Origin of the sequence: Kitasatospora mediocidica KCTC 9733 (genome assembly GCF_000744225.1) — a bacterium.
Taxonomy (GTDB): Bacteria; Actinomycetota; Actinomycetes; order Streptomycetales; family Streptomycetaceae; genus Kitasatospora; species Kitasatospora mediocidica.
This window is the reverse complement of the sequence record NZ_JQLN01000006.1, coordinates 583,024-600,563: the sequence shown is the minus strand read 5'-3', so window position 1 is coordinate 600,563 and position 17,540 is coordinate 583,024. Positions and strand designations below refer to the sequence as shown.

Genomic DNA, 17,540 nt, shown 5'->3' with positions numbered 1-17,540 from the left:
GATGACGCCGCCGGGAATCTGCGAGGAGTACCGGCAGGCCGCCGAGGAGGCCGGCCTGATCATCGACGTGGGCGGACACCCCTGCGTGGCCGGGGAGTACCTGGAGCCGCTCAGCGGCGAGCGCCAGTGCCTGGTCGAGTACGCGGACCCCGCCCTGCTCAGCGCCGCCGACGGCGCGGGCCGGCTGGCACGGCAGCTGGCCGCGCGGTTCCCCGACAGTACGCTCGCGGTCGTCCGCACCCCGGGCGACGTCCACCTGCCCGCCGGCTGGGCCCGTCACCTGACCTACGTCCAGCGCACCCGGGCCGCCTGCGCACCCGCGCGCGCCGCGCGGGGCGGCATCGTCGTCACGGCGGCCGAGGAGCGGGACGACGAGCAGGTGGCCCACTGGCTGGTGCAGGCCTTCCAGAACGCCTGCACCAGCCAGAGCGGGACCTTCGACGACGGTGCGGCGCGCGCGCAGACGCAGGGGATCCTCTCGGCCCCCGACCGGCGCTCGCTGATAGCGCGCTCCAGCGCGACAGCGACCAGGACGGCGAGCGGGACGGCAACCGCGACGGCAATCGGGACGGCGACGGCGACGGCGACCGGGACGGCGATCGGGCACGCGACGCTGCTCTGCGCCGCCCGCGACGACGTCCGGGGTGAGTCGTTCGTCGAGCTGCTGGACATCCTGGTCGACCCCCCGCAGCAGCGCAGGGACGCCACCGCCGCGCTGGTCGACGCCTGCCAGGCGCTCGCCGACGGCTTCGGCCTGCCGCTGGTCGGTCACGTGGTGCACCCCCGGCCGTCCCGGCAGCGCGCCGAGGGCCAGCGGGTCCTGGAGTCACTGTTGGACAACGGGTGGCAGCTGCGGCACTCGTACTGGTGCCGGCCGCTGCGGCCCGCAGGCGCGCGGCGGCGCGGCGCGCAGCAGCGGCACAGCGTCCCGGGTGGTGCCCGATGATGACCGAAGGACCGCTCGCCACGTTCACCCTGGACCTGGACATCCTGCGCGGCATGCTCGGCCTGGACGAGGAGTCCACGCCACGCGCGGTGGTCCGCGCCGCCCGCGCGGTCGCCCCCGGATTCGCCGCGGTGGCCCTCTCGGTGGCCGCCGCCGAGGGACACACCCTCGGCAGCGGCTCCCAGGACGAGGTCCGCCGGGCCCGCGACCGCATCGCCTACTACGAGCAGGTGGCGGCCCGCGCCGCCCGCTCGGCCACCGCCCGGATCGTCAAGGGGCCTGCGCTGGCCCGCCGTTACCCCTCGCCGCTGGTGCGCTCGATGTGCGACCTGGACCTGCTGGTGCCCGACGAGGCGGCCCTGTGGCGCGTGGTGCGCGAGGTCGCCGCCGCTCACACCCCCGACCTCCTGCATGTCTCGCTGCTGACCCGGGGAACGGACCGCGACCTGGTCGCCACCCTGTGCTGGCCCGCCCCGGACCCCCTGCTCGACCCCGACCACAAGATCGAGGTGGCGACCGTGGTCCACGCCGGCGACCTGGAGCGGATCCCGGTCCGTCGCGGGGCGCCGGCCGATCCGGCCGTCGCCGACCTGCTCGCCCTCGCCGAGGAGCGGTTCCAGCACCCCTTCGGGGTGAAGGACGCCATCGACGTGGCGGTCCTGCTCGGTTCCCCCCGGGCGCCGCAGCCGGCCGCCGTGGTGGCAGCGGCCCGCGCCTACCTGCTGGCGCCGGAGCTGCTGGAACTCGTCGACTACGCCTGCTCCCATCCCGGGCTGCTCAGCGCGCCCTCCCCCCGGCTGATGGAACCACTGCGGGCGGCGGCCCGGGCCGAGACCGCACGCCGGGCCACCACGCCGGCCCGGCCGGCAACCCCCGTCAACTCCCCCGTCAATGCCGCCGACGGCGATGTCCGCCAGCGGATGGCGCAGGGCCTGCCCGTGCACGGGCTGTACCTGCGCGCCGTGCACGGCACCGACCAGGCGGACCAACTCGTCTCCCGGATCGAGGACTTCGCGTCCGGGGTGCTGCTCCGCAGCCCGGTCGCGGACTTCCTGCTGGTCGGCCGGGAACGGGTGGACCAGCGGCTCTACCAGGCCGCGCTGAAGGCCCTGGAACCGTCCGCCGGCGAACCGGCGGGCCTGTCGTGGTGACCCTGTGCCTGCGGCTGGACGACGTCCACGGCCGCACACCGCTCACCGTGCTGCGTGCACTGGACGACCGGGTCTGGGCGGGGCGCCCGGTCGTGTTGGGGACCATCCCGTTCCCCGCCCACGGCTGCCTGGGCCCGGCCGCCTCCCTCCGCGAGATCACCGGCGGCCGCTCCACCGCCGCGCGGCAGGCCCTGCTGGACTACCTGGACGACCGCCGGGCCCAGGAACGCGCCGAGATCGCCCTGCACGGCCTGACCCACGCCGACCACCGCTCCCCGGCCGGTCCCGCCGTCGCCGAGTTGGTGGCCCCCTCCCCCACACGGGTCGCCCGGCTGACCGACTGCCTGCACAGCTGGCGGGCCCGCTTCGGCACCCGCACGCTCATCCCGCCGCACAACCACCTCGACCCCGCGCTCCGGGAGCACTGCCTGGCCCAGGGCTTCCACGTGTCGCGCGCCGTCTCCGACGGCGAGGTCGCCGCGCTGGGCCTGGACCCCGCCCGGGCGGACCACCGCGCCGAGGCCAAGCGCCGCCGCCCGCTGCGCGTCGTGGGCGGGGCGCTGGACGTCTACCAGACGACCGGGGTGTCCTACCAGCGGGTGCGACGGCACGGACCGTGCGCGGAGGAGCTCGCCGACGCCGTCATGGCGATCGCGGCGCCCGCCGGCGTGGGCGTGCTGACCTTCCACTGGTGGGACTTCCTGCAGGCCGACGGCACCTGGTGCGAGGACTTCGCCCACTTCACCACCCGGCTGCTGCGGCGCTGCGAGGAGCTCGGCCCGGTGGAGTTCAGCACCGTCGCCGGCCTCGCCGACCGCCTCGTCCAGTGCCTGCCGAAGGGCGGCGCGCGATGACCCCGGCAGCGCCCGCGCCGTCCGCCGTGCCCGCGCGGGGCGCCTGGGACATCGCCACCGTGAGCGGCCCGCTCCACGTCCGCGCGCCCGGCTCGCTGCACGGCGCGTGGCCCGGCATCACCGCGAACCTGCCTGGCGCAGCGGTGAGTTGCTGCGGTTGCGGCCGCCGGCCGGCCGACGACCCGTCGGCACCGGGGACCGCGGGGTTCCGGGCCGCCGCGGACTTCGCCAGCGTGCTCCTGCCGGACACCGCGCAGCCGGACGACGTGCGCCGGTTCCTCAACGCAGTGCTGCACTGCCGTCATCTCGGCCGGCGCGTCCTCACCCTGCACGCGGTCGCCGTCGCCCGCCGCGACCAGGTGGTGCTGCTGCTCGGCGGGCACGGCGCGGGCAAGACCCTCACCGCGCTGGCCCTGCACCAGCGCGGCTGGCAGCCACTCTCCGGCGACGTGTGCCTGCTGCGGGTCCCGCCGGACGGCCCGCCGCAGTACCTCGGCGGCACCTCGGCCTTCGTGGTACGCAGCGCGGAGGTGGTCCGCTACCTGCCCCGCACGGCACTCCGCTACCTCCCGAGAACGGCCGCCGCCGGGGAGACCACCGACATCGGCCCCCTGCTCCCGCCCGCGCCCGCCGGGCCGTCCGGCAGCCGCACGGTGCGGCTGGTCCACGTACGGGTGGACCGGCGCAGCCGGCCGGAGCTGCGGCAGGTCGACCGCCACCTGCGGCACTCCTGGCTGTACCAGGCGAGCGGCCATCAGCTGGACCGGGTGCTGCGCCGCGACGACACGCCGCTGCGCTGCCTGGAGCCGCCGGAACTGACCCGCACGCGTCTCGCACTGACCACCCGGCTGACCGACCAACTCCTCGTGCTCTCCGCGCTCGGCACGCCCACCCAGATCGCCACCCGCATCGAAAACGTCATCGAGCCCGCCGCCCGGTCGGGGCGGTGACACCGGCCCCGCCCCGACCAGCGACCGCGAGCGTCCCTCCCACCGAGCGAAGGCAGGACATGCCACCACCCCCACAGCAGCGGGGCCGGCCGGGCGACGGTGAGCCCCCGGCCCACCACGGCACGGACCAGCGCCCACCGGCCGGTGCGCGCGTCTGGTTCCGCGACGGCCAGGTGCTCCTGGCCCCGCCCCAGCCCGCTGCCCGGACCGACCGCCCGACCTGCACCGCGAGCCTGGTCAGCCCAGGTACCGAGCTGCGCCAACTGCTCACCGGACGCCCCGGCGTGGCGAAGGCCGCCGGCTACATGGCGCTGTCGGCGTCGGCCACCGGCGGCGTCCGGATCACCCCCGATCCGCACGGCGGCCGGGTCGATCCCACCGACCCCGACACTCTCGCCACCACCCACGGGACACAGATCGCCGCCGCCGCACGATTCCAACTGATGGCGGCCATCGGCCTGGGCGAGCGCGGACTCGATCCGGCGGCCCCGGCCCCCGTGGTGCTGGGCAGCGGTCCCGTCGCCCTCGGCGCCGTCCTGGAACTCCTGCGGCGCGGAGCACCGCGGGTCGACGTCCGGTCGGCTCGGCCGTGGCCCGCCGTGGCCGCGCTGGCGGGGGTCCGGGTGGTCCCGGCGGTGGCGGACGGCTCGGCCGCACTGGTCCTGGAGTGCACCGGCCGACGGCTCGCCCAGGCGCTGGCGGCGGCCGCACCCGGAGCGACCGTGGGGCTGTTGGGCACACCGCAGGCGGACGAGCCGCTGGACGCCCCGCGCGTGCACCGCGGGGCCCTCCACGTCCTGGGCATGCACGAGCTGGCCGGTCGGCGCTGGGCCGAACGACGGGCCCGGTTCCAGGAGATCGGCGACTGGCTGGCGGCGCACTTCGCCCCCGAGCAGCTCGCCGCCTGGTGCCACGTCACCGCGGGCGACCGCGCCCCCGAGCTGTACCGGGCGCTGCTGGCCGGCCGCCGCCCACAGCCACCGCTGCTCCTGCTCGACTGGAGCCGGTCATGAGCACGGCGCCGCCGGCGATGGGCCTCTACAGCATCGGGGTGCGCGATCTGGCGCCGGAGCAGCTGCTGCCCTGGGCCCGTGACCACGCGATCCCCTTCCTGCACCTGCGCGGCGGGGCCCGCGGTCACCGCCTGTCGCAGCGGACCGCCGCGCAGGTGGGCGGCTGGCGGGCGCTGGCCGACCGCACGGTGCCGGTCACCGCGGTCACCGCCGACGTCGAGCTGGCCGACCTGCTGGCCGGCGACCCGTCCGCGGCAACCGAGTTGGCGGCCGTCGCCGAGCACGGCAGGTCACTGGGCGCCCCGGCGGTGCGGGTGCTGGCGACGACCCCTCCCGCTTCCTGGTCACCACCCGGCCGCACGGCCGAGCTGCGCGGGCGGCCGCTGCTGATCGAACTCCACTCCCGGGACTGGTTCACCCCCGAGGCGCTGGGCTACGTCGACCGGCTGCTCGGCTCGCTCCCCCGGGCCGCGCTGCTGGTCGACTCCCTGTGCTTCGAACGCTGCGCACCGGCCCCGGACCGCGCGCTGGCGGACTGGCTGATCGACCGGTCCATCGTCGTCCATCTCTCCGACCACGGCGAGGGGTTCAGCGCTCCCGGCCACCGACTGCTGCTGCGCTCCCTGCACGGATCCATGCACCGGTCCCTGCGCGACGGCACCGGTCCGGGCCCCGAGCTGGCCTTCGAGTGGACCGGCGCGGACCGCTCCCCGGCCGCCTGCCTGGCCCGCTACCGGCAGGCCGTCGCCTGGGTGGAGGCGACATGGTGAGCGCCCCCTGGGTGGTGATCAGCGACTACCCCCGCTGGCCGAGCCCGTACTTCGCCCAGTTCGAGCGGGCGGTCGGCGACCGGCTCGGCCTGCGATTCCAACCCGGGCTGGACGGGCTGGAGGCGCAGGAGGCGGGCGTCCTCAACCTGCACCGGCTCAAGCGCCTGTACCGCGACGGCGACGGCACGGCCGACCCGCAGCTCGCCGCCGAACTGACCGCCCGGCTGCACCGGCTGCGGCGGCGGGGCTGGCGGATCGTCTGGACACTGCACAACCTCTACCCCATCGACGTGCCGCAGCTGGTGGACGCCGACCGGGCGGTCGTGGCGGGCCTGCTGGAGGTGGCCGACGCGGTGCTGTGCCACACCCGGGCGGACGCGGCGCACATGCGCGGCCTGCCCGGGCTGCGCGCCCGGGTCGAGGTCTGCGGCTGGGCCGGTCTGCCGGCCCCCGCGTCGGCGCCGCTGCCGCCCGGCCCCGCCCGGGTGGCGGCGGCCATGCGGGACAGCCACGCGTTCCTGCTGCTGGGCAACATCAGCGCGTACAAGGACGTCCCCGGCCTCATCGAGGCGTTCCTACGCACCGAGGTCGCCGACGGACGGCTGTTCGTCGTCGGCCCCTGCCGCGACCACCACCTGGAGGCCGAGGTCTCCCGCCTCGCGCGGCGCGGCGGACGCGTGCACCGGCTGCCCGGCCGGGTGGACCCCGCGCACGTCACGCACCTGCACGACGCGGCGGCCGTGGCCGTCTGCAACTACCGCAGCGCCGGGGCCCAGCGGTTCTTCGCGCAGACGATCCACCCCGCCTCGGTCGGCACGGCCGTGCTGTGCGGGGTGCCGCTGGTCGCCCCCGCGCTGCCGGGCATCCGGGAGATGACCGACGGCCACCCCCGCTACCTGCACGAGTCCCCACCGGAGTTGCCGCACTGCCTCGCGCTCGCCGCCGCCCATCCGGACACCAGGGGCCGCCGTCCCGAACCGGACGCGGCCGCCGGGTGGACGGGGATCGCCCAGGCGCACATCCGCCTCGCCGACCGCTACCGCGCCGATCCGCGAGGCGAGGGGGGCCGCGACCGTGGAACCGGCTGATCCGCAGGAGGTGGCCGCCACCGTGAGCGCCGGGTACGGGTTCGCCGTGCACGCCGTGCGGCGGCTGCACGCCGGGCACGGCACCAGCAACTACCTGGCCGAGGGGCCGAGCGGGCGACTGTTCGTCAAGCAGTACCCCGCCGGCGCGGACGTCCGGCGCGAGGCGGCGGCGATCGAGCTGTCCTCGCTGGCCGCCGGCGCCGGCGTGCCGGTCCCCCGGGTGCTGCACGCCGCCGACGGACGGACGGTGTGCGACCTGGGCCGACGACCGCTGTCCGTCTGGGAGTACGTCGAGGCGGGCCGATCTCGCACCCGCCTGTCACCCGGACAGCACAGCGCCGCCGGGACCGCCCTGGCCCGCATCCACCGCCGGTTCGCCCGGCACCCCCGCGCCGCGGACCCCGCGCCGCAGACCCGTGCCTGGCTGGCGTTCGACCAGGACGCCGCCCGGGACCGGATCGACCGGCTGCTGCTGCACATCGCCGACCGGCCCGCCCTCAGTGCCTTCGACCTCCGCTCGGCCGAGATCCTGCGCCGCCGCCGGGAGTTGATCCGCCAGGTCCCCGGCCTGCTGGCCGGCCTGCCGCCGCTCTCCAGCCAGCTGCTGCACGGCGACTACAGCCCGCCCAATCTGATGTTCGATCACGACCGGCTGGTCGCCGTCGTGGACTTCCGGCCACCCGACCCGTTCCTGACCGCCTACGAGCTCGGCCGGATCGCCTTCGCCCCCCAGAGCGTGGCCGAGTCACCCGGCTGGCCGGCGGACGGCTGCCGCCTGGTCGCGGCGTACGCGCGGGAACACCCGGCGGCCCGCGCCGAGGACCTCGTGCACAGCGCCCGCGTCTGGCTGGCGCACCTGCTGCGCAGCCTGTACGGCGTCAAGGAGCACTACCTGGACCCCGGACCGCTCCAGGCGGATCTGGACGCCTTCTGGATCTTCCGGGACCGTGCCGCGCGGATCCTGCTCGGGCGCCTGGCGGAGATCGAGGAGGCCCTGCGCACCGCCGTGACAGGTCTCACCCGCTGACGGACCCCCATCCACCCGCCCACGCACCCACCACGGACATCGGAGCGACGTTGACGACACCCCTGCGCGCATGCCTGGTCGGCTTCGGCGTCGCGGGACGGCTCCACGGGACCGTCCTGCGCGGCATGGGGGCCGAACTGACCGTCGTCGACCCGCAGTCCGCGCGGTACCTGCCGGGCGGCGCCGGCTGGAGCGCCGTCGAGCGGCTGCCCGACCGGATCGTCGACCGCACGGACGTCTGGTCCGTCTGCTGCCCGACCGCCGAGCACCTGCCCGTGCTGCGCGCCCTGCTGGCCAGGCAGCCGGCCGCGCGGGTCCTGCTGGAGAAGCCCGCCTGCCCGAGCCGGGAGATCGCGCAGCTCCGCGACCTGCTGGCGCTGCACCCCCGGGCCCGGGTGGTGGTCATCGACCAGTACGCCCACGCGCGGGCGCTGGACGTCCTCACCGAGGCCGTCCGCGCTCACGGGCCGCAGCGCGAGGTGCCCGAGTGGCTGCGCATCGTCTTCACCAAGGACCGCTCCTCGGACATCGCCGCGGGCCGGTTCGTCGATCTCGACTACGGGGTCCTGGGCTACGAGTGGCTGCACATGCTGGCCGTGCTGCGCCGTCTGCTGCCGCCGGGGGCGGTCCGGGGATACCTCAGCGGGCGGGAGCCCGCCGGCGAGCTGCGCGCCCGCTACCACCCGGCCCTGTTCACCACCGCGTTGGAGGAGCGGACGGCGCTGGCCTGCGGGACCGCGTTGGAGCTGTACTCCGCCGTCCTCGCACCCTCCCGGGCAGCCGTCGGTCCCCCGCCCACGGACACCGCCGGCTGGCTGGCACCGTCGACCGGCTCCGAGCACCGCCGGCGGTACGTGCTGCTGCGCTCGGGCGCCACCGCCTTCCGGCTCGACCTCGACCCGGTCGGCGCGGCGGCCGGCTGGCGCCTGCCCCGCAACGCGCACCGCCTCACCGTCGAGCGCGACGGACGGCTGCTGGAGGACCGGGTCATCCACGACTCCCCGCTGGACACCGCGATCCGACGGGGCGTCAGCGCGCTGTTGGCCCCCGGCCGACCACCCCGGCTCGACCTGGAACCGCTCGAACTCATCGCCCGCACGGCCGAGCGGCTGCGCACACCGTGCCCGGTCCGTTCGACCGAGCCCGCCGCGTGAACGCCCCGGCCGGGGATCGCCCGGGGTGTTGCCTAGGCTGTCGTCGCAGGACGAGAAGCAGCGAGCAGACCGAGGAGACGTCGTGTCGGACCCCAGGGTGCAGCCCGCTCCCAGCACGGTGCTGGCCCGCGCCTACGGCCTGCCCGGCGCCGTGCTGGAGCGGCTTCCGGTCGGCCAGGTCACCGTCAACTACCGTGCCCGGGTGGCGGACACCGTGCTGTTCGTCAAGCAGTATCCGGGTGGCGGCGGCGACCTGGAACGCGAACGGCAGGCGGTCGAGCAGAGCCGGCTGGCCGGCCTGCACCAGGTGCCGGTCGCGTCGGTGCGGCCCTCGACCGACGGGCAGAGCGTCGTCGAGCGGGACGGTGTCGCCCTCTCGGTGTGGGAGTGGGTGCCCGGCGCGATCGTCGACGGTGCCTTCAACCGCGCCCAGCAGCGCGCCGCCGGAGCCGCCCTGGGCCGCATTCACACCGCCTTCGCCGACCACCCGGCCGGGCGCGGTCCGTCGGCGAAGCTGGCGCGCTGGCTGCACCCGGACCTCGGGCACCTGGACGCCACCGTCGGCAAGCTGCTGGCCGTCGCCGGCGAACGCGCCAGGCCCGACGCCTTCGACGCGCAGGCACTACGGACGCTGGCCGAGCGGCGCGCGGTGCTGCACCACGTCCCCGCGCTGCTGGCCGGGCTCCCGCCGCTCACCTGCCAGGTCCTGCACGGCGACTACTCCGCCGTCAATCTGCTGTTCCGGGGCGACGAGCTCACCGCGGTCCTGGACTTCCTGCCACCCGACCCGTTCGCGGTCGCCTACGAACTGGGCCGGATCGCCTTCGACCCGCGCACGGTCGTGCTGGACCAGGACTGGATCGCCTCGGGGGTGAACCTGGTCCGCGCCTACCTGGAGACCGGCCCGCGACTGCCCGCGGCCGACGTCACCGCCTGCGCGCGGGTGGCACTGCTCCAACTGCTGACCAGCCTGTACGGCGTCAAGCAGCACTATCTCGCGCCCGGCCTGCTCCAGGACGACCTGGACCGGTTCTGGCTGCTGCGGCACGCCGCGGCCCAGCGCCTGCTGGAGCGCCTCGGCGAGGTCGAGAGCGCCTTGGCCGAGGCCGCCCACCGGCACTGACCGCTCCCGCCGGGGCGGCGCACCACGAACGAAGGAGTGACGATGTCCACCACGGCCACAGCCGAGGACGAGTGGGCGGTCCTCAGCGGACCGATCAGCGGTGAGGCGGTCACCGCCGCCGTCACCGCGCTGGCCACGCGCCATCAGCTCCGGTGCGTGCGGGAGAGCGCCGGGACGCTGCGGCTGGCCGACCCGGTCACCTCACACCCGCTGGTCACCGTGCGGTTCCGGAGCCTGCCGCCCCAGGCACCGCGCACGCTGGGCTTCCACCTGCCCCCGCCCGCCGCCGTGGACATCCTGATCGACCCCGGCCCCGGCAGTGGCGGCAGACGGCTCGCCGCCGAACTGCGCGACACGCTGGCTGCCCATGCGCTGCCCTACACGGACGGCGAACTGGACGGCATCCGGGCCGCCATGCCGCTGCTGGAGCGCTACAGCGGCGCTCAGCCGGCCTTCGAGAACTGGGCGCTGATCTTCCGTGACCACTACCTGGAGCACAGCACGGGATTCGTCCTGGCGATGGAGCGGGCCGGCATCCCCGCCGAGTGGATCTTCGCCCTGGACAAGGGCGACCGGACCTGGAACCGGGACCGGGTGCACGCGACCTTCCAGGCCCGCGGCTACCGCAGCGACGTCCTGGACAACACGGCCGTCAACGACCCGGCCGCCCATCAGGGTGAACTCGCCCGGGTCGGCCGCGACATCGACGCGTTCCTCGACGCCGCCCGCGCGGCCGGCCGGCGGGTCCTGGTGGTCGACGACGGCGGGCTGCTGGCCCGCGGCTACGGCGCTCTCGGCGCGCCGCGCCGGGTGGACGCCGCGCTGGAACTGACCGTCAGCGGCATCAAGCGCATCGCCGCCGCCGGAGAACTCGCCATCCCGGTGCTCAACCTGGCCCGCTCCCAGGTCAAGTCCCGTCTGGGCTACCGCGAGATCGCCGACTCCTGCCTGCGCCGGCTGCGCGCCCTGCTGCCGGACCGCAAGATCATCGGTCGCCAGGTCCTGCTGCTGGGCTACGGGACCCTCGGCTCCCGGCTCGGTACCCAACTGCGCGATCTGGGCTGCCGGGTCGACGTGGTCGACACCGACCTGCCGGCCCTCATCGACGCGGCCGAGAGCGGCTTCACCACCTACCGCACCGCCGGCCAGGCGCTGGCCGCCGGCACGCCGTTCCTGGTGATCGGCACCACCGGCGAAGTCGCCCTGACCGAAGCCGACCTGGGCCGACTGCCCGACGAGGTGCTGCTCGCCCCGTTCGCCACCCGCGACTTCTCCGTCCTGACGGAAGGCGCCCACCGCGCGGGCGCCACCGAGATCCCCGGGGTGGGCCTGCGCTTCGAGCTGGCCTGCGGCCGGGCGGTCACCGTGCTGGGCAACGGCCGCTCAATGAATCTCTTCGAGGCCGACTCCATCCCCAGCCAGGGCTACGACGCCTACCGCGCCGGCACCCTGATCGCCGCCGCCGCCCTGTGCGCCGACCCCGGCCGGGTGCCGGCCGGACTGCACACCGCCCCGGCCGACGCCGCCATCACCGAGGCCGGACTCTGGGACGCCTACTACGACTTGTACGCCGCACCGGGCGCCGGCGGCCGGCTGGAGCCGGTGCCGAGCCCTGACCACCTGAGCCCCGACCAGCCGAGCCCCGACCAGTTGGGGCTGCGGCTGCCCAACCGGCGGACCGCTTCGCTCAGTTGCACTCCGGGGGGTTAGCTTCGCAGCAGCCGGGCCAGATAGCCCGGCAGCTCGGCGAAGTGCCCGATCACACCGATCTCCTGCGGCAGACCGTCCGGGCGCGCCGCCGGGGTGACGAGAACTGCGCGCATGCCGTACGCGTGCGGTCCGATCGCGTCCTTGGCCGGGGTGTCCCCGACGAAGAGAATCTCCTGCGGCCGGCAGCCCGCCGCGTCCACCACCGCGTCGTAGAACCGGCGGTGGGGCTTTCGGGCCCCCACCGTGCTGGACAGGACCAGGGCGTCGAAGCAGTCGGCGAGGCCGGCCGCCCGGAGCGTGCGCCGGCGTACGCTCTCGGGGCGCTGGGTGTCACAGGCGAGCACGCACCTCAGGCCGCCGTGGTCACGCCGCACCCGGCGCAGCGCGTCGGCCGCCGCCGGGTCGACCTCGGCATCGGGCACCGCGGTGAACAACGCCTCGATGGCGCCCGGCAGATCGGGGAGCACGGCGCCGCACTCCCGCGCCGCCCGGTGCAGCTGTTCGGCGAAGAGGCTCTGCACACCCCGGGCGCGGTCCTCCCGTCGGATGCGTCGGCCGACGGCGTCGAAGACGGCGGGGAAGCCGTCCGGGACGACGGTTCCCGCCAGTCCACGCAGAACCTCCGCGACGATCGCCCCGTCGGGGCGCGGCCCCGGGCGCGCCAGGGTGCCGCCGAAGTCGAGGGCCAGCGCGCGTACATCCACCATGGGTCGATCTGACCACCCTCGGGGGCCGGCCTCGCCCGGATCACGTTTCGAGATCGAGTCCTCCGCTTTATGCACTCCACTGTACGTCACATATGCCCACTGGCCTGCTCTTTTCAAACGTTACTGCTAATAGGTCTAGACCTGTATAGCTTTGACGCGCGTCTTGACAGTGCATTGCGGCAGTGGAATAACTGCCGGAAAGCCCCCACCCCACACCCCAGGTATGTCGAGCAGGGGCCACCCTCACTCATAAGGTCGTCATGCGCATGCCCACACCCATGCCGATTTCCCGTCGCTCACTGCTCGGTGGCGCACTCGCGGCCGCCGCCTCGGCCTCGCTGCTCGACCCCGGCCGGGCGAACGCCGCCCCGGCCGCCGCCAATCCGGCTCCGGCCGGGGTGGTACCGGCGCTCCAGGAGTGGACCGGCAGCACCGGAACACTCAAGCTCAGCCCGGCCGCCCGGGTGGTCACCCCAGCCGGCGCCTCGGCCCGGCTCACCCAGATCGCCGGTCAACTGGTCAGCGAAGCAAGGGAACTGCTCGGCTGGACGCTGGCCGCCGCCACCGGCGTCCCGGGCGCCGGGGACATCGTGCTCACCGTCGACCCGGGCGCGTCCTACGGGGGCGCGCTGAGCTCGCTGAAGGGCGAGGCGTACCAACTGGCCGTCTCGGACCGCGTGGTGATCACCGCGGGTGCGGAGGCGGGTGCGTACTACGCCACCCGCAGCCTGCTCCAGGCCCTGCTGTCGGCCGCCGACCGGGCGAGCCTGCCGCAGGGCACCGCCGTGGACTACCCCAACTACCCGGTGCGCGGCTTCGTGTTGGACGTCGGCCGCCGATGGTTCACGCCGCAGTTCATCACCGCGTACATCAACTGGATGGGGTGGCTGAAGCTCAACACCTTCCATCTGCACCTGAACGACAACGAGATCGGCGGGACCGACTGGTCCACCCAGTACCACGCGTTCCGGCTGCGCAGCGACAACCCGGCGTTCGCCGGGCTCGCGGCGGCCGACGGCTCGTACAGCCGCGCCGACTGGGACGGCTTCGAGAACGCGGCCGCGGCCAACTCCCTCACGATCATCCCGGAGTTCGACGCACCCGCGCACGCCGGAGCGTTCATCGCGTTCAACCCGTCGATCGGCCTGAACGGCGGCAAGTCCGACCAACTCGACCTCGCCAACCCGGCCGCCACCACCTTCATGCGGTCGGTCTTCGACGAGTTCGCCCCCTGGTTCCGCGGGCCCACCCTGCACCTGGGCGCGGACGAGTACAGCGGACCGGCCGCGCAGTTCCAGACCTACGTCAACACGATGGCCGCGCACATCCGCACGCTCGGCAAGCAGCCCGCGATGTGGGGCAGCATCGACCAGATGTCCGGCTCCGCCGCCGGTTACGACCGGGCGATCACCATGGAGAGCTGGAACAACGGCTGGTACGGACCCAAGGAGGCGCTCGGCGACGGCTACAGCGTGGTCAACACCAACGACGCCTACCTGTATGTGGTGCCGTTCGCCACCTACTACCACCCGCAGGGCCTGGATCCGGCCTGGATCCTCGCCTCCTGGGAACCGCACGTCTTCCCCGGCAGCGAGACGCTCACTCCGCAACAGGCCGGCCTGCTGGGCGCGATGCCCGCAGTCTGGAACGACCTCGTGCACGCCACCTACACCGAGTTGGACGTCCACGGCCTGGTCGGCAGATACCTCGCCGCGGTCGCCACCAAGACCTGGTCCGGCACCAAGGCAGGCACCGACGCCGGTGCGTTCCTGCTCACCGCCGCGGCGGCCGGCCAGGGCCCCGGCACCTCCTACCTACCCAACCCGCTGACCGTCCCGTCCGACCCCGACCTCGCCCGGGGCAAGCCCACCGCCGCGTCCTCCACCGAGACCCCGGCCTTCCCCGCCGCGAACGCCACCGACGGCAACCCCACCACCCGCTGGTCCAGCGCCTACAGCGACGACCAGTGGCTCGCCGTCGACCTCGGCGCACCCCAGTACCTGGGCCGGGCCCGGCTCACCTGGGAGGCGGCGTACGGCAAGGACTACGACATCCAGACCAGCACCGACAACACCACCTGGACCACCGTCGCCTCCCGCCGCAACCTGACCGCCCCCGGCACCGACGACCTCGTGTTCACCCCGGTGACCGCGCGGTACGTCCGGATGCACGGCATCACCCGCGCCACCGGGTACGGCTACTCCCTCTACGCCTTCGAACTGCGCGCCCCGGCCGACCAGGCCCAGGGCAGGCCCACCACCGCGTCCTCCACCGAAACCCCGGCCTTCCCCGCCGGGTACGCCACCGACGGCTCACCGGTCACCCGCTGGTCCAGCGCCTACAGCGACGACCAGTGGCTCGCCGTCGACCTCGGGCCCACCCCGCGGGCCTACGGCAGCGCCCGGCTCACCTGGGAGGCCGCCTTCGGCAAGGACTACGACATCCAGACCAGCACCGACAACACCACCTGGACCACCGTCGCCTCCCGCCGCAACCTGACCGGCGCCGGCGCCGACACGCTGGCCTTCACCCCGACCGGCGCCCGCTACGTCCGGTTCCACGGCATCACCCGCGGCACCACCTGGGGCTACTCCCTCTTCAGCCTCGAAGTGCGCTGAACCGACAGTGGGCTAACGGCGGGGCGGTCGCGGCACTGCCCCCGCGCTAGCGCGGGGGCAACGCGCTGTCGTAGCTGTTGTCCGGGGTCACGATCGCGGTGATGGCCCGGGCCAGCAGGCTGGAGGGCTCCTGGCCCTGGGAGGAGATGTCCGTGTTGATCTGGATCACCAGGGTGGCCCGCTGCGAAGGCAGGACGAGTCCCCCCATACGGACCCACCACACACCCAGCCCCCGGTTCCAGCCGGGCCACCGGGGGCGTGCGTCAGCCCGACCCGCACGGCGCACGATGATCCAAATCCAGCGGATCGGTCGATAACTCCGTTGCTTGTGAAGGTGGTTGGTGAGTAGCGTCTGGGTTTTGATGACTGACACCTGGAACACCATCGCCGACTGGTACGCCGAGCTTCTGCGCACCGGCTCCGCCATGAACGAGTTCAGCCGTGACATCCTCCTCGACTGTCTGCCCGTCGAGCTGTCCGGCCGGAGCATTCTCGACCTCGGTTGCGGCGAGGGGATCATCACCCGCGCCCTGGCCGCCCGCGGTGCGCGGGTTACGGGGATCGATCCCTCACCGCGCATGATCGAGCACGCCCAGGCCGCCGAGAGAAACCTGTCGACCGGAGCCTGCTACGCGATCGACGACGGATGCGTTCTGGCCACGGTGGCCACCGACTCCGTCGACTGGGTGACAGCCGGGCTCTCCCTGAACAACGTTCCCGACCTCGATGCCGCACTGACCGCCGCGCAACGCGTCCTGTCCCCGGGCGGTCGCCTGGCCTTCACCATCCCGCACCCGTGCTTCGAAGCACCGCATGCGGCCTGGACCGATTCGGCACAAGGACGTCCGCGCCGCGTGGTGGGCGACTACGTGAGCGAGGGATTCTGGCGCTCGGACAACCCCCAGGGCGTGCGCCGAGCCGGAAACCAGCACCGGCAGCTGTCCACCTACCTCAACGCGCTGGTCGCCCACGGGTTCCTGCTCGAAGCAACGGCAGAGCCCGCCGCCGGCCCGCAGGTCGCCGCCGAACAGCCGCAGAGGGCACAGCTGCCGCCATTCCTCCTCGTTCTGGCGCGCAGGAGGACGTGAACGTCCATGAGCGCCGGGAAACCGCCGTCGCGCCTACGTGCGGGCCGTTCGCGTCGCACCGCGGCCCCGCGTCAGGGTTGCTCGATGGCTTCGGCGGTGGCGCGGTAGTGGGCCAGGAGCCTGGCGTGGGCTGCTGCGCGCCCGTCGGTCTCGGCGGTGCGTCGGCCGTGCTCGTCGGCGTGCAGGCGGACGAGGCTGTGCATGGTCCAGTACGGCTGGTCGTCGCGCGGTGGTTCGAGCAGGTGGGCCAGTTCGCGCAGGAGCCGGTGGGCGGTGCGCTGGTCGGTGCCGAGGAGGGCGGCGGCGGCTGCGACGGACACCGACGGGGTGGGGGTCAACGGCAGCAGCCGGTACAGGCGTGCCTGGTCCGCCGTCAGCTGCCGGTAGGAGCGGTCGAAGCCGATGCGCAGGGTCGCGGCCGGTTGGCTGAGCTCCTCGAGCCGCGTGCCGGGATCGGTGAGGTCGTCGGCCAGTGCCGACAGGGGCCGTGCGGGGTTCTCCGCCAGCTGCGCGGCGGCGGTGCGCAGCGCGAGGGGGTGGCCGCCGCACAGCTGGGTCAGGCGGGTCGCGTGGCGGGGCTGGTCGGCGACGCGGGTGTCGTGCGGATCGGCCAGGGTCACTGCGAGGTGCAGCAGGCGGGCGGAGTCCTCGGGGTCCAGTGGGTCCAGGAGCAGTCGGTGTCGCGGTGGGACGCCGGGCAGGTGGGGCAGCGGGAACCGCGAGGTGATGATCGTGCGGGTGCCGGGTCCGGTGGGCAGGAGCGGCAGGAGCTGGTCGTGGCCGCCCGCGTCGTCGAGGACGACGAGGAGGGTGCGGCGCTCGCGGTGGAACGCCGCGACGACCGTGGACATGAGCTGGGCCCGGTCGGTGATGCCGGGCGGGATGCGGTCGCCCGGGACTCCGAGCGCGCGCAGGTGACCCCCCAGCACATCCGCGCTGCGCAGGGGTGGTTCGTCGTGGTGGCCGCGGAGGTCGGTGTAGAGGACGCCTGCGGGGAACCATCCGCGCCGCCGGGCGGTGTCGGCGGCCTGCAGGGCGAGTGCGGTCTTGCCGATCCCGGCCAGGCCGCTGAGCACCACAACGGTGGGGTCGCAGTCGACGTCGGGTGCGAGGGCGTCCAGCAGAGCGGTCAGTTCCGCGCTGCGGCCGGTGAACGCCGCTGTCGCGGCGGGCAGTCCGGACAGCGCCGGGTGCACCTGGGCGGGCAGCCGGACCCGCAGGTCGCGGCCCTGGACGACGGCGGACAGGAAGACGCCCGCGCCGACGTGGTTGGTGGTGGCGTCGTCCGGTGGTGCCATCGGCCCTCGTTTCGGGTCCGGACGGGGTCCGGACGGGGTCCGC

16 protein-coding genes are annotated in these 17,540 nt (G+C 74.5%); 13 read left to right on the top strand and 3 right to left on the bottom strand.

Translation table 11 applies throughout. From position 1 onward, the window contains the following. Position 1 precedes the first annotated feature (1 nt). From BS80_RS28975 to BS80_RS28925, 11 genes are all read left to right on the top strand, one after another. The gene (locus BS80_RS28975) at positions 2 to 946 is read left to right on the top strand and encodes a hypothetical protein (RefSeq protein ID WP_198045644.1); all 945 of its coding nucleotides are present in this window, start codon (positions 2 to 4) and stop codon (positions 944 to 946) included. Further along, positions 943 to 2,097, top strand: a complete 1,155-nt coding sequence (locus BS80_RS28970) for a nucleotidyltransferase family protein (protein ID WP_083975492.1) — start codon at positions 943 to 945, stop codon at positions 2,095 to 2,097. The genes BS80_RS28975 and BS80_RS28970 overlap by 4 nt, the downstream gene beginning before the upstream one ends. Next, positions 2,091 to 2,951 carry a polysaccharide deacetylase family protein gene (locus tag BS80_RS41215; protein ID WP_035803597.1) on the top strand — a complete coding sequence of 287 codons (861 nt, stop codon included), beginning with the start codon at positions 2,091 to 2,093 and terminating at the stop codon, positions 2,949 to 2,951. Before BS80_RS28970 ends, BS80_RS41215 begins: the two co-directional genes overlap by 7 nt. Then, positions 2,948 to 3,901 carry a hypothetical protein gene (locus BS80_RS41210; RefSeq protein ID WP_157536659.1) on the top strand — a complete coding sequence of 318 codons (954 nt, stop codon included), beginning with the start codon at positions 2,948 to 2,950 and terminating at the stop codon, positions 3,899 to 3,901. The genes BS80_RS41215 and BS80_RS41210 overlap by 4 nt, the downstream gene beginning before the upstream one ends. A 59-nt stretch (positions 3,902 to 3,960) precedes the next feature. Then, entirely contained in the window at positions 3,961 to 4,914 is a 954-nt protein-coding gene (locus BS80_RS28955; protein ID WP_051967331.1) for a hypothetical protein, read from the top strand. Beyond that, positions 4,911 to 5,684, top strand: coding sequence for a hypothetical protein (locus tag BS80_RS28950; RefSeq protein ID WP_051967330.1), 774 nt, complete (start codon positions 4,911 to 4,913; stop codon positions 5,682 to 5,684). Before BS80_RS28955 ends, BS80_RS28950 begins: the two co-directional genes overlap by 4 nt. Further along, positions 5,678 to 6,772 carry a glycosyltransferase gene (locus BS80_RS42085; RefSeq protein ID WP_035803595.1) on the top strand — a complete coding sequence of 365 codons (1,095 nt, stop codon included), beginning with the start codon at positions 5,678 to 5,680 and terminating at the stop codon, positions 6,770 to 6,772. The genes BS80_RS28950 and BS80_RS42085 overlap by 7 nt, the downstream gene beginning before the upstream one ends. Then, positions 6,759 to 7,799, top strand: coding sequence for a phosphotransferase (locus BS80_RS28940; RefSeq protein ID WP_083975486.1), 1,041 nt, complete (start codon positions 6,759 to 6,761; stop codon positions 7,797 to 7,799). The genes BS80_RS42085 and BS80_RS28940 overlap by 14 nt, the downstream gene beginning before the upstream one ends. 50 nt (positions 7,800 to 7,849) lie before the next feature. Beyond that, on the top strand, positions 7,850 to 8,953 hold the full coding sequence (locus BS80_RS28935; protein ID WP_035803593.1) for a Gfo/Idh/MocA family oxidoreductase: 1,104 nt from the start codon (positions 7,850 to 7,852) through the stop codon (positions 8,951 to 8,953). 82 nt (positions 8,954 to 9,035) lie between these two features. Continuing rightward, positions 9,036 to 10,076: a phosphotransferase enzyme family protein gene (locus BS80_RS28930; RefSeq protein WP_035803591.1), complete on the top strand. Its 1,041-nt coding sequence runs from the start codon at positions 9,036 to 9,038 to the stop codon at positions 10,074 to 10,076. Positions 10,077 to 10,118: 42 nt separating this feature from the next. Continuing rightward, positions 10,119 to 11,786 carry a Rossmann-fold NAD(P)-binding domain-containing protein gene (locus BS80_RS28925; RefSeq protein WP_051967328.1) on the top strand — a complete coding sequence of 556 codons (1,668 nt, stop codon included), beginning with the start codon at positions 10,119 to 10,121 and terminating at the stop codon, positions 11,784 to 11,786. Here BS80_RS28925 and BS80_RS38185 read toward each other — a convergent pair. Then, the gene (locus BS80_RS38185; RefSeq protein ID WP_051967327.1) at positions 11,783 to 12,493 is read right to left on the bottom strand and encodes an HAD family hydrolase; all 711 of its coding nucleotides are present in this window, start codon (positions 12,491 to 12,493) and stop codon (positions 11,783 to 11,785) included. The genes BS80_RS28925 and BS80_RS38185 overlap by 4 nt on opposite strands. Before the next feature lie 278 nt (positions 12,494 to 12,771). Here BS80_RS38185 and BS80_RS28915 point away from each other — a divergent pair, with 278 nt between their 5' ends. Next, the gene (locus tag BS80_RS28915; RefSeq protein ID WP_232246684.1) at positions 12,772 to 15,111 is read left to right on the top strand and encodes a discoidin domain-containing protein; all 2,340 of its coding nucleotides are present in this window, start codon (positions 12,772 to 12,774) and stop codon (positions 15,109 to 15,111) included. A 46-nt stretch (positions 15,112 to 15,157) separates the two neighbouring features. Here the strand turns inward: BS80_RS28915 and BS80_RS41205 are convergent, their stop codons facing one another. Next, positions 15,158 to 15,319 carry a hypothetical protein gene (locus tag BS80_RS41205; protein ID WP_408607440.1) on the bottom strand — a complete coding sequence of 54 codons (162 nt, stop codon included), beginning with the start codon at positions 15,317 to 15,319 and terminating at the stop codon, positions 15,158 to 15,160. A gap of 133 nt (positions 15,320 to 15,452) precedes the next feature. On the opposite strand from BS80_RS41205, the gene BS80_RS38180 reads away from it, so the two are divergent. After that, positions 15,453 to 16,199 carry a class I SAM-dependent methyltransferase gene (locus BS80_RS38180; RefSeq protein WP_157536657.1) on the top strand — a complete coding sequence of 249 codons (747 nt, stop codon included), beginning with the start codon at positions 15,453 to 15,455 and terminating at the stop codon, positions 16,197 to 16,199. 71 nt (positions 16,200 to 16,270) lie between these two features. Here BS80_RS38180 and BS80_RS28905 read toward each other — a convergent pair whose 3' ends face one another. After that, a complete protein-coding gene (locus tag BS80_RS28905) occupies positions 16,271 to 17,497 on the bottom strand; it encodes an ATP-binding protein (RefSeq protein WP_051967325.1) in 1,227 nt (408 codons plus the stop codon). Positions 17,498 to 17,540 lie beyond the last annotated feature (43 nt).

What these genes read in the sequence shown, in the direction of transcription:
- BS80_RS28925 (WP_051967328.1), top strand. Translation starts at nt 10,119, where the DNA reads ATGTCCACCACGGCCACAGCCGAGGACGAGTGGGCGGTCCTCAGCGGA.
- BS80_RS28970 (WP_083975492.1), top strand. Translation starts at nt 943, where the DNA reads ATGATGACCGAAGGACCGCTCGCCACGTTCACCCTGGACCTGGACATC.
- BS80_RS28975 (WP_198045644.1), top strand. Translation starts at nt 2, where the DNA reads ATGACGCCGCCGGGAATCTGCGAGGAGTACCGGCAGGCCGCCGAGGAG.
- BS80_RS28955 (WP_051967331.1), top strand. Translation starts at nt 3,961, where the DNA reads ATGCCACCACCCCCACAGCAGCGGGGCCGGCCGGGCGACGGTGAGCCC.
- BS80_RS41210 (WP_157536659.1), top strand. Translation starts at nt 2,948, where the DNA reads ATGACCCCGGCAGCGCCCGCGCCGTCCGCCGTGCCCGCGCGGGGCGCC.
- BS80_RS38185 (WP_051967327.1), bottom strand. Translation starts at nt 12,493, where the DNA reads ATGGTGGATGTACGCGCGCTGGCCCTCGACTTCGGCGGCACCCTGGCG.
- BS80_RS41205 (WP_408607440.1), bottom strand. Translation starts at nt 15,319, where the DNA reads ATGGGGGGACTCGTCCTGCCTTCGCAGCGGGCCACCCTGGTGATCCAG.
- BS80_RS28915 (WP_232246684.1), top strand. Translation starts at nt 12,772, where the DNA reads ATGCCGATTTCCCGTCGCTCACTGCTCGGTGGCGCACTCGCGGCCGCC.
- BS80_RS42085 (WP_035803595.1), top strand. Translation starts at nt 5,678, where the DNA reads ATGGTGAGCGCCCCCTGGGTGGTGATCAGCGACTACCCCCGCTGGCCG.
- BS80_RS28950 (WP_051967330.1), top strand. Translation starts at nt 4,911, where the DNA reads ATGAGCACGGCGCCGCCGGCGATGGGCCTCTACAGCATCGGGGTGCGC.
- BS80_RS28905 (WP_051967325.1), bottom strand. Translation starts at nt 17,497, where the DNA reads ATGGCACCACCGGACGACGCCACCACCAACCACGTCGGCGCGGGCGTC.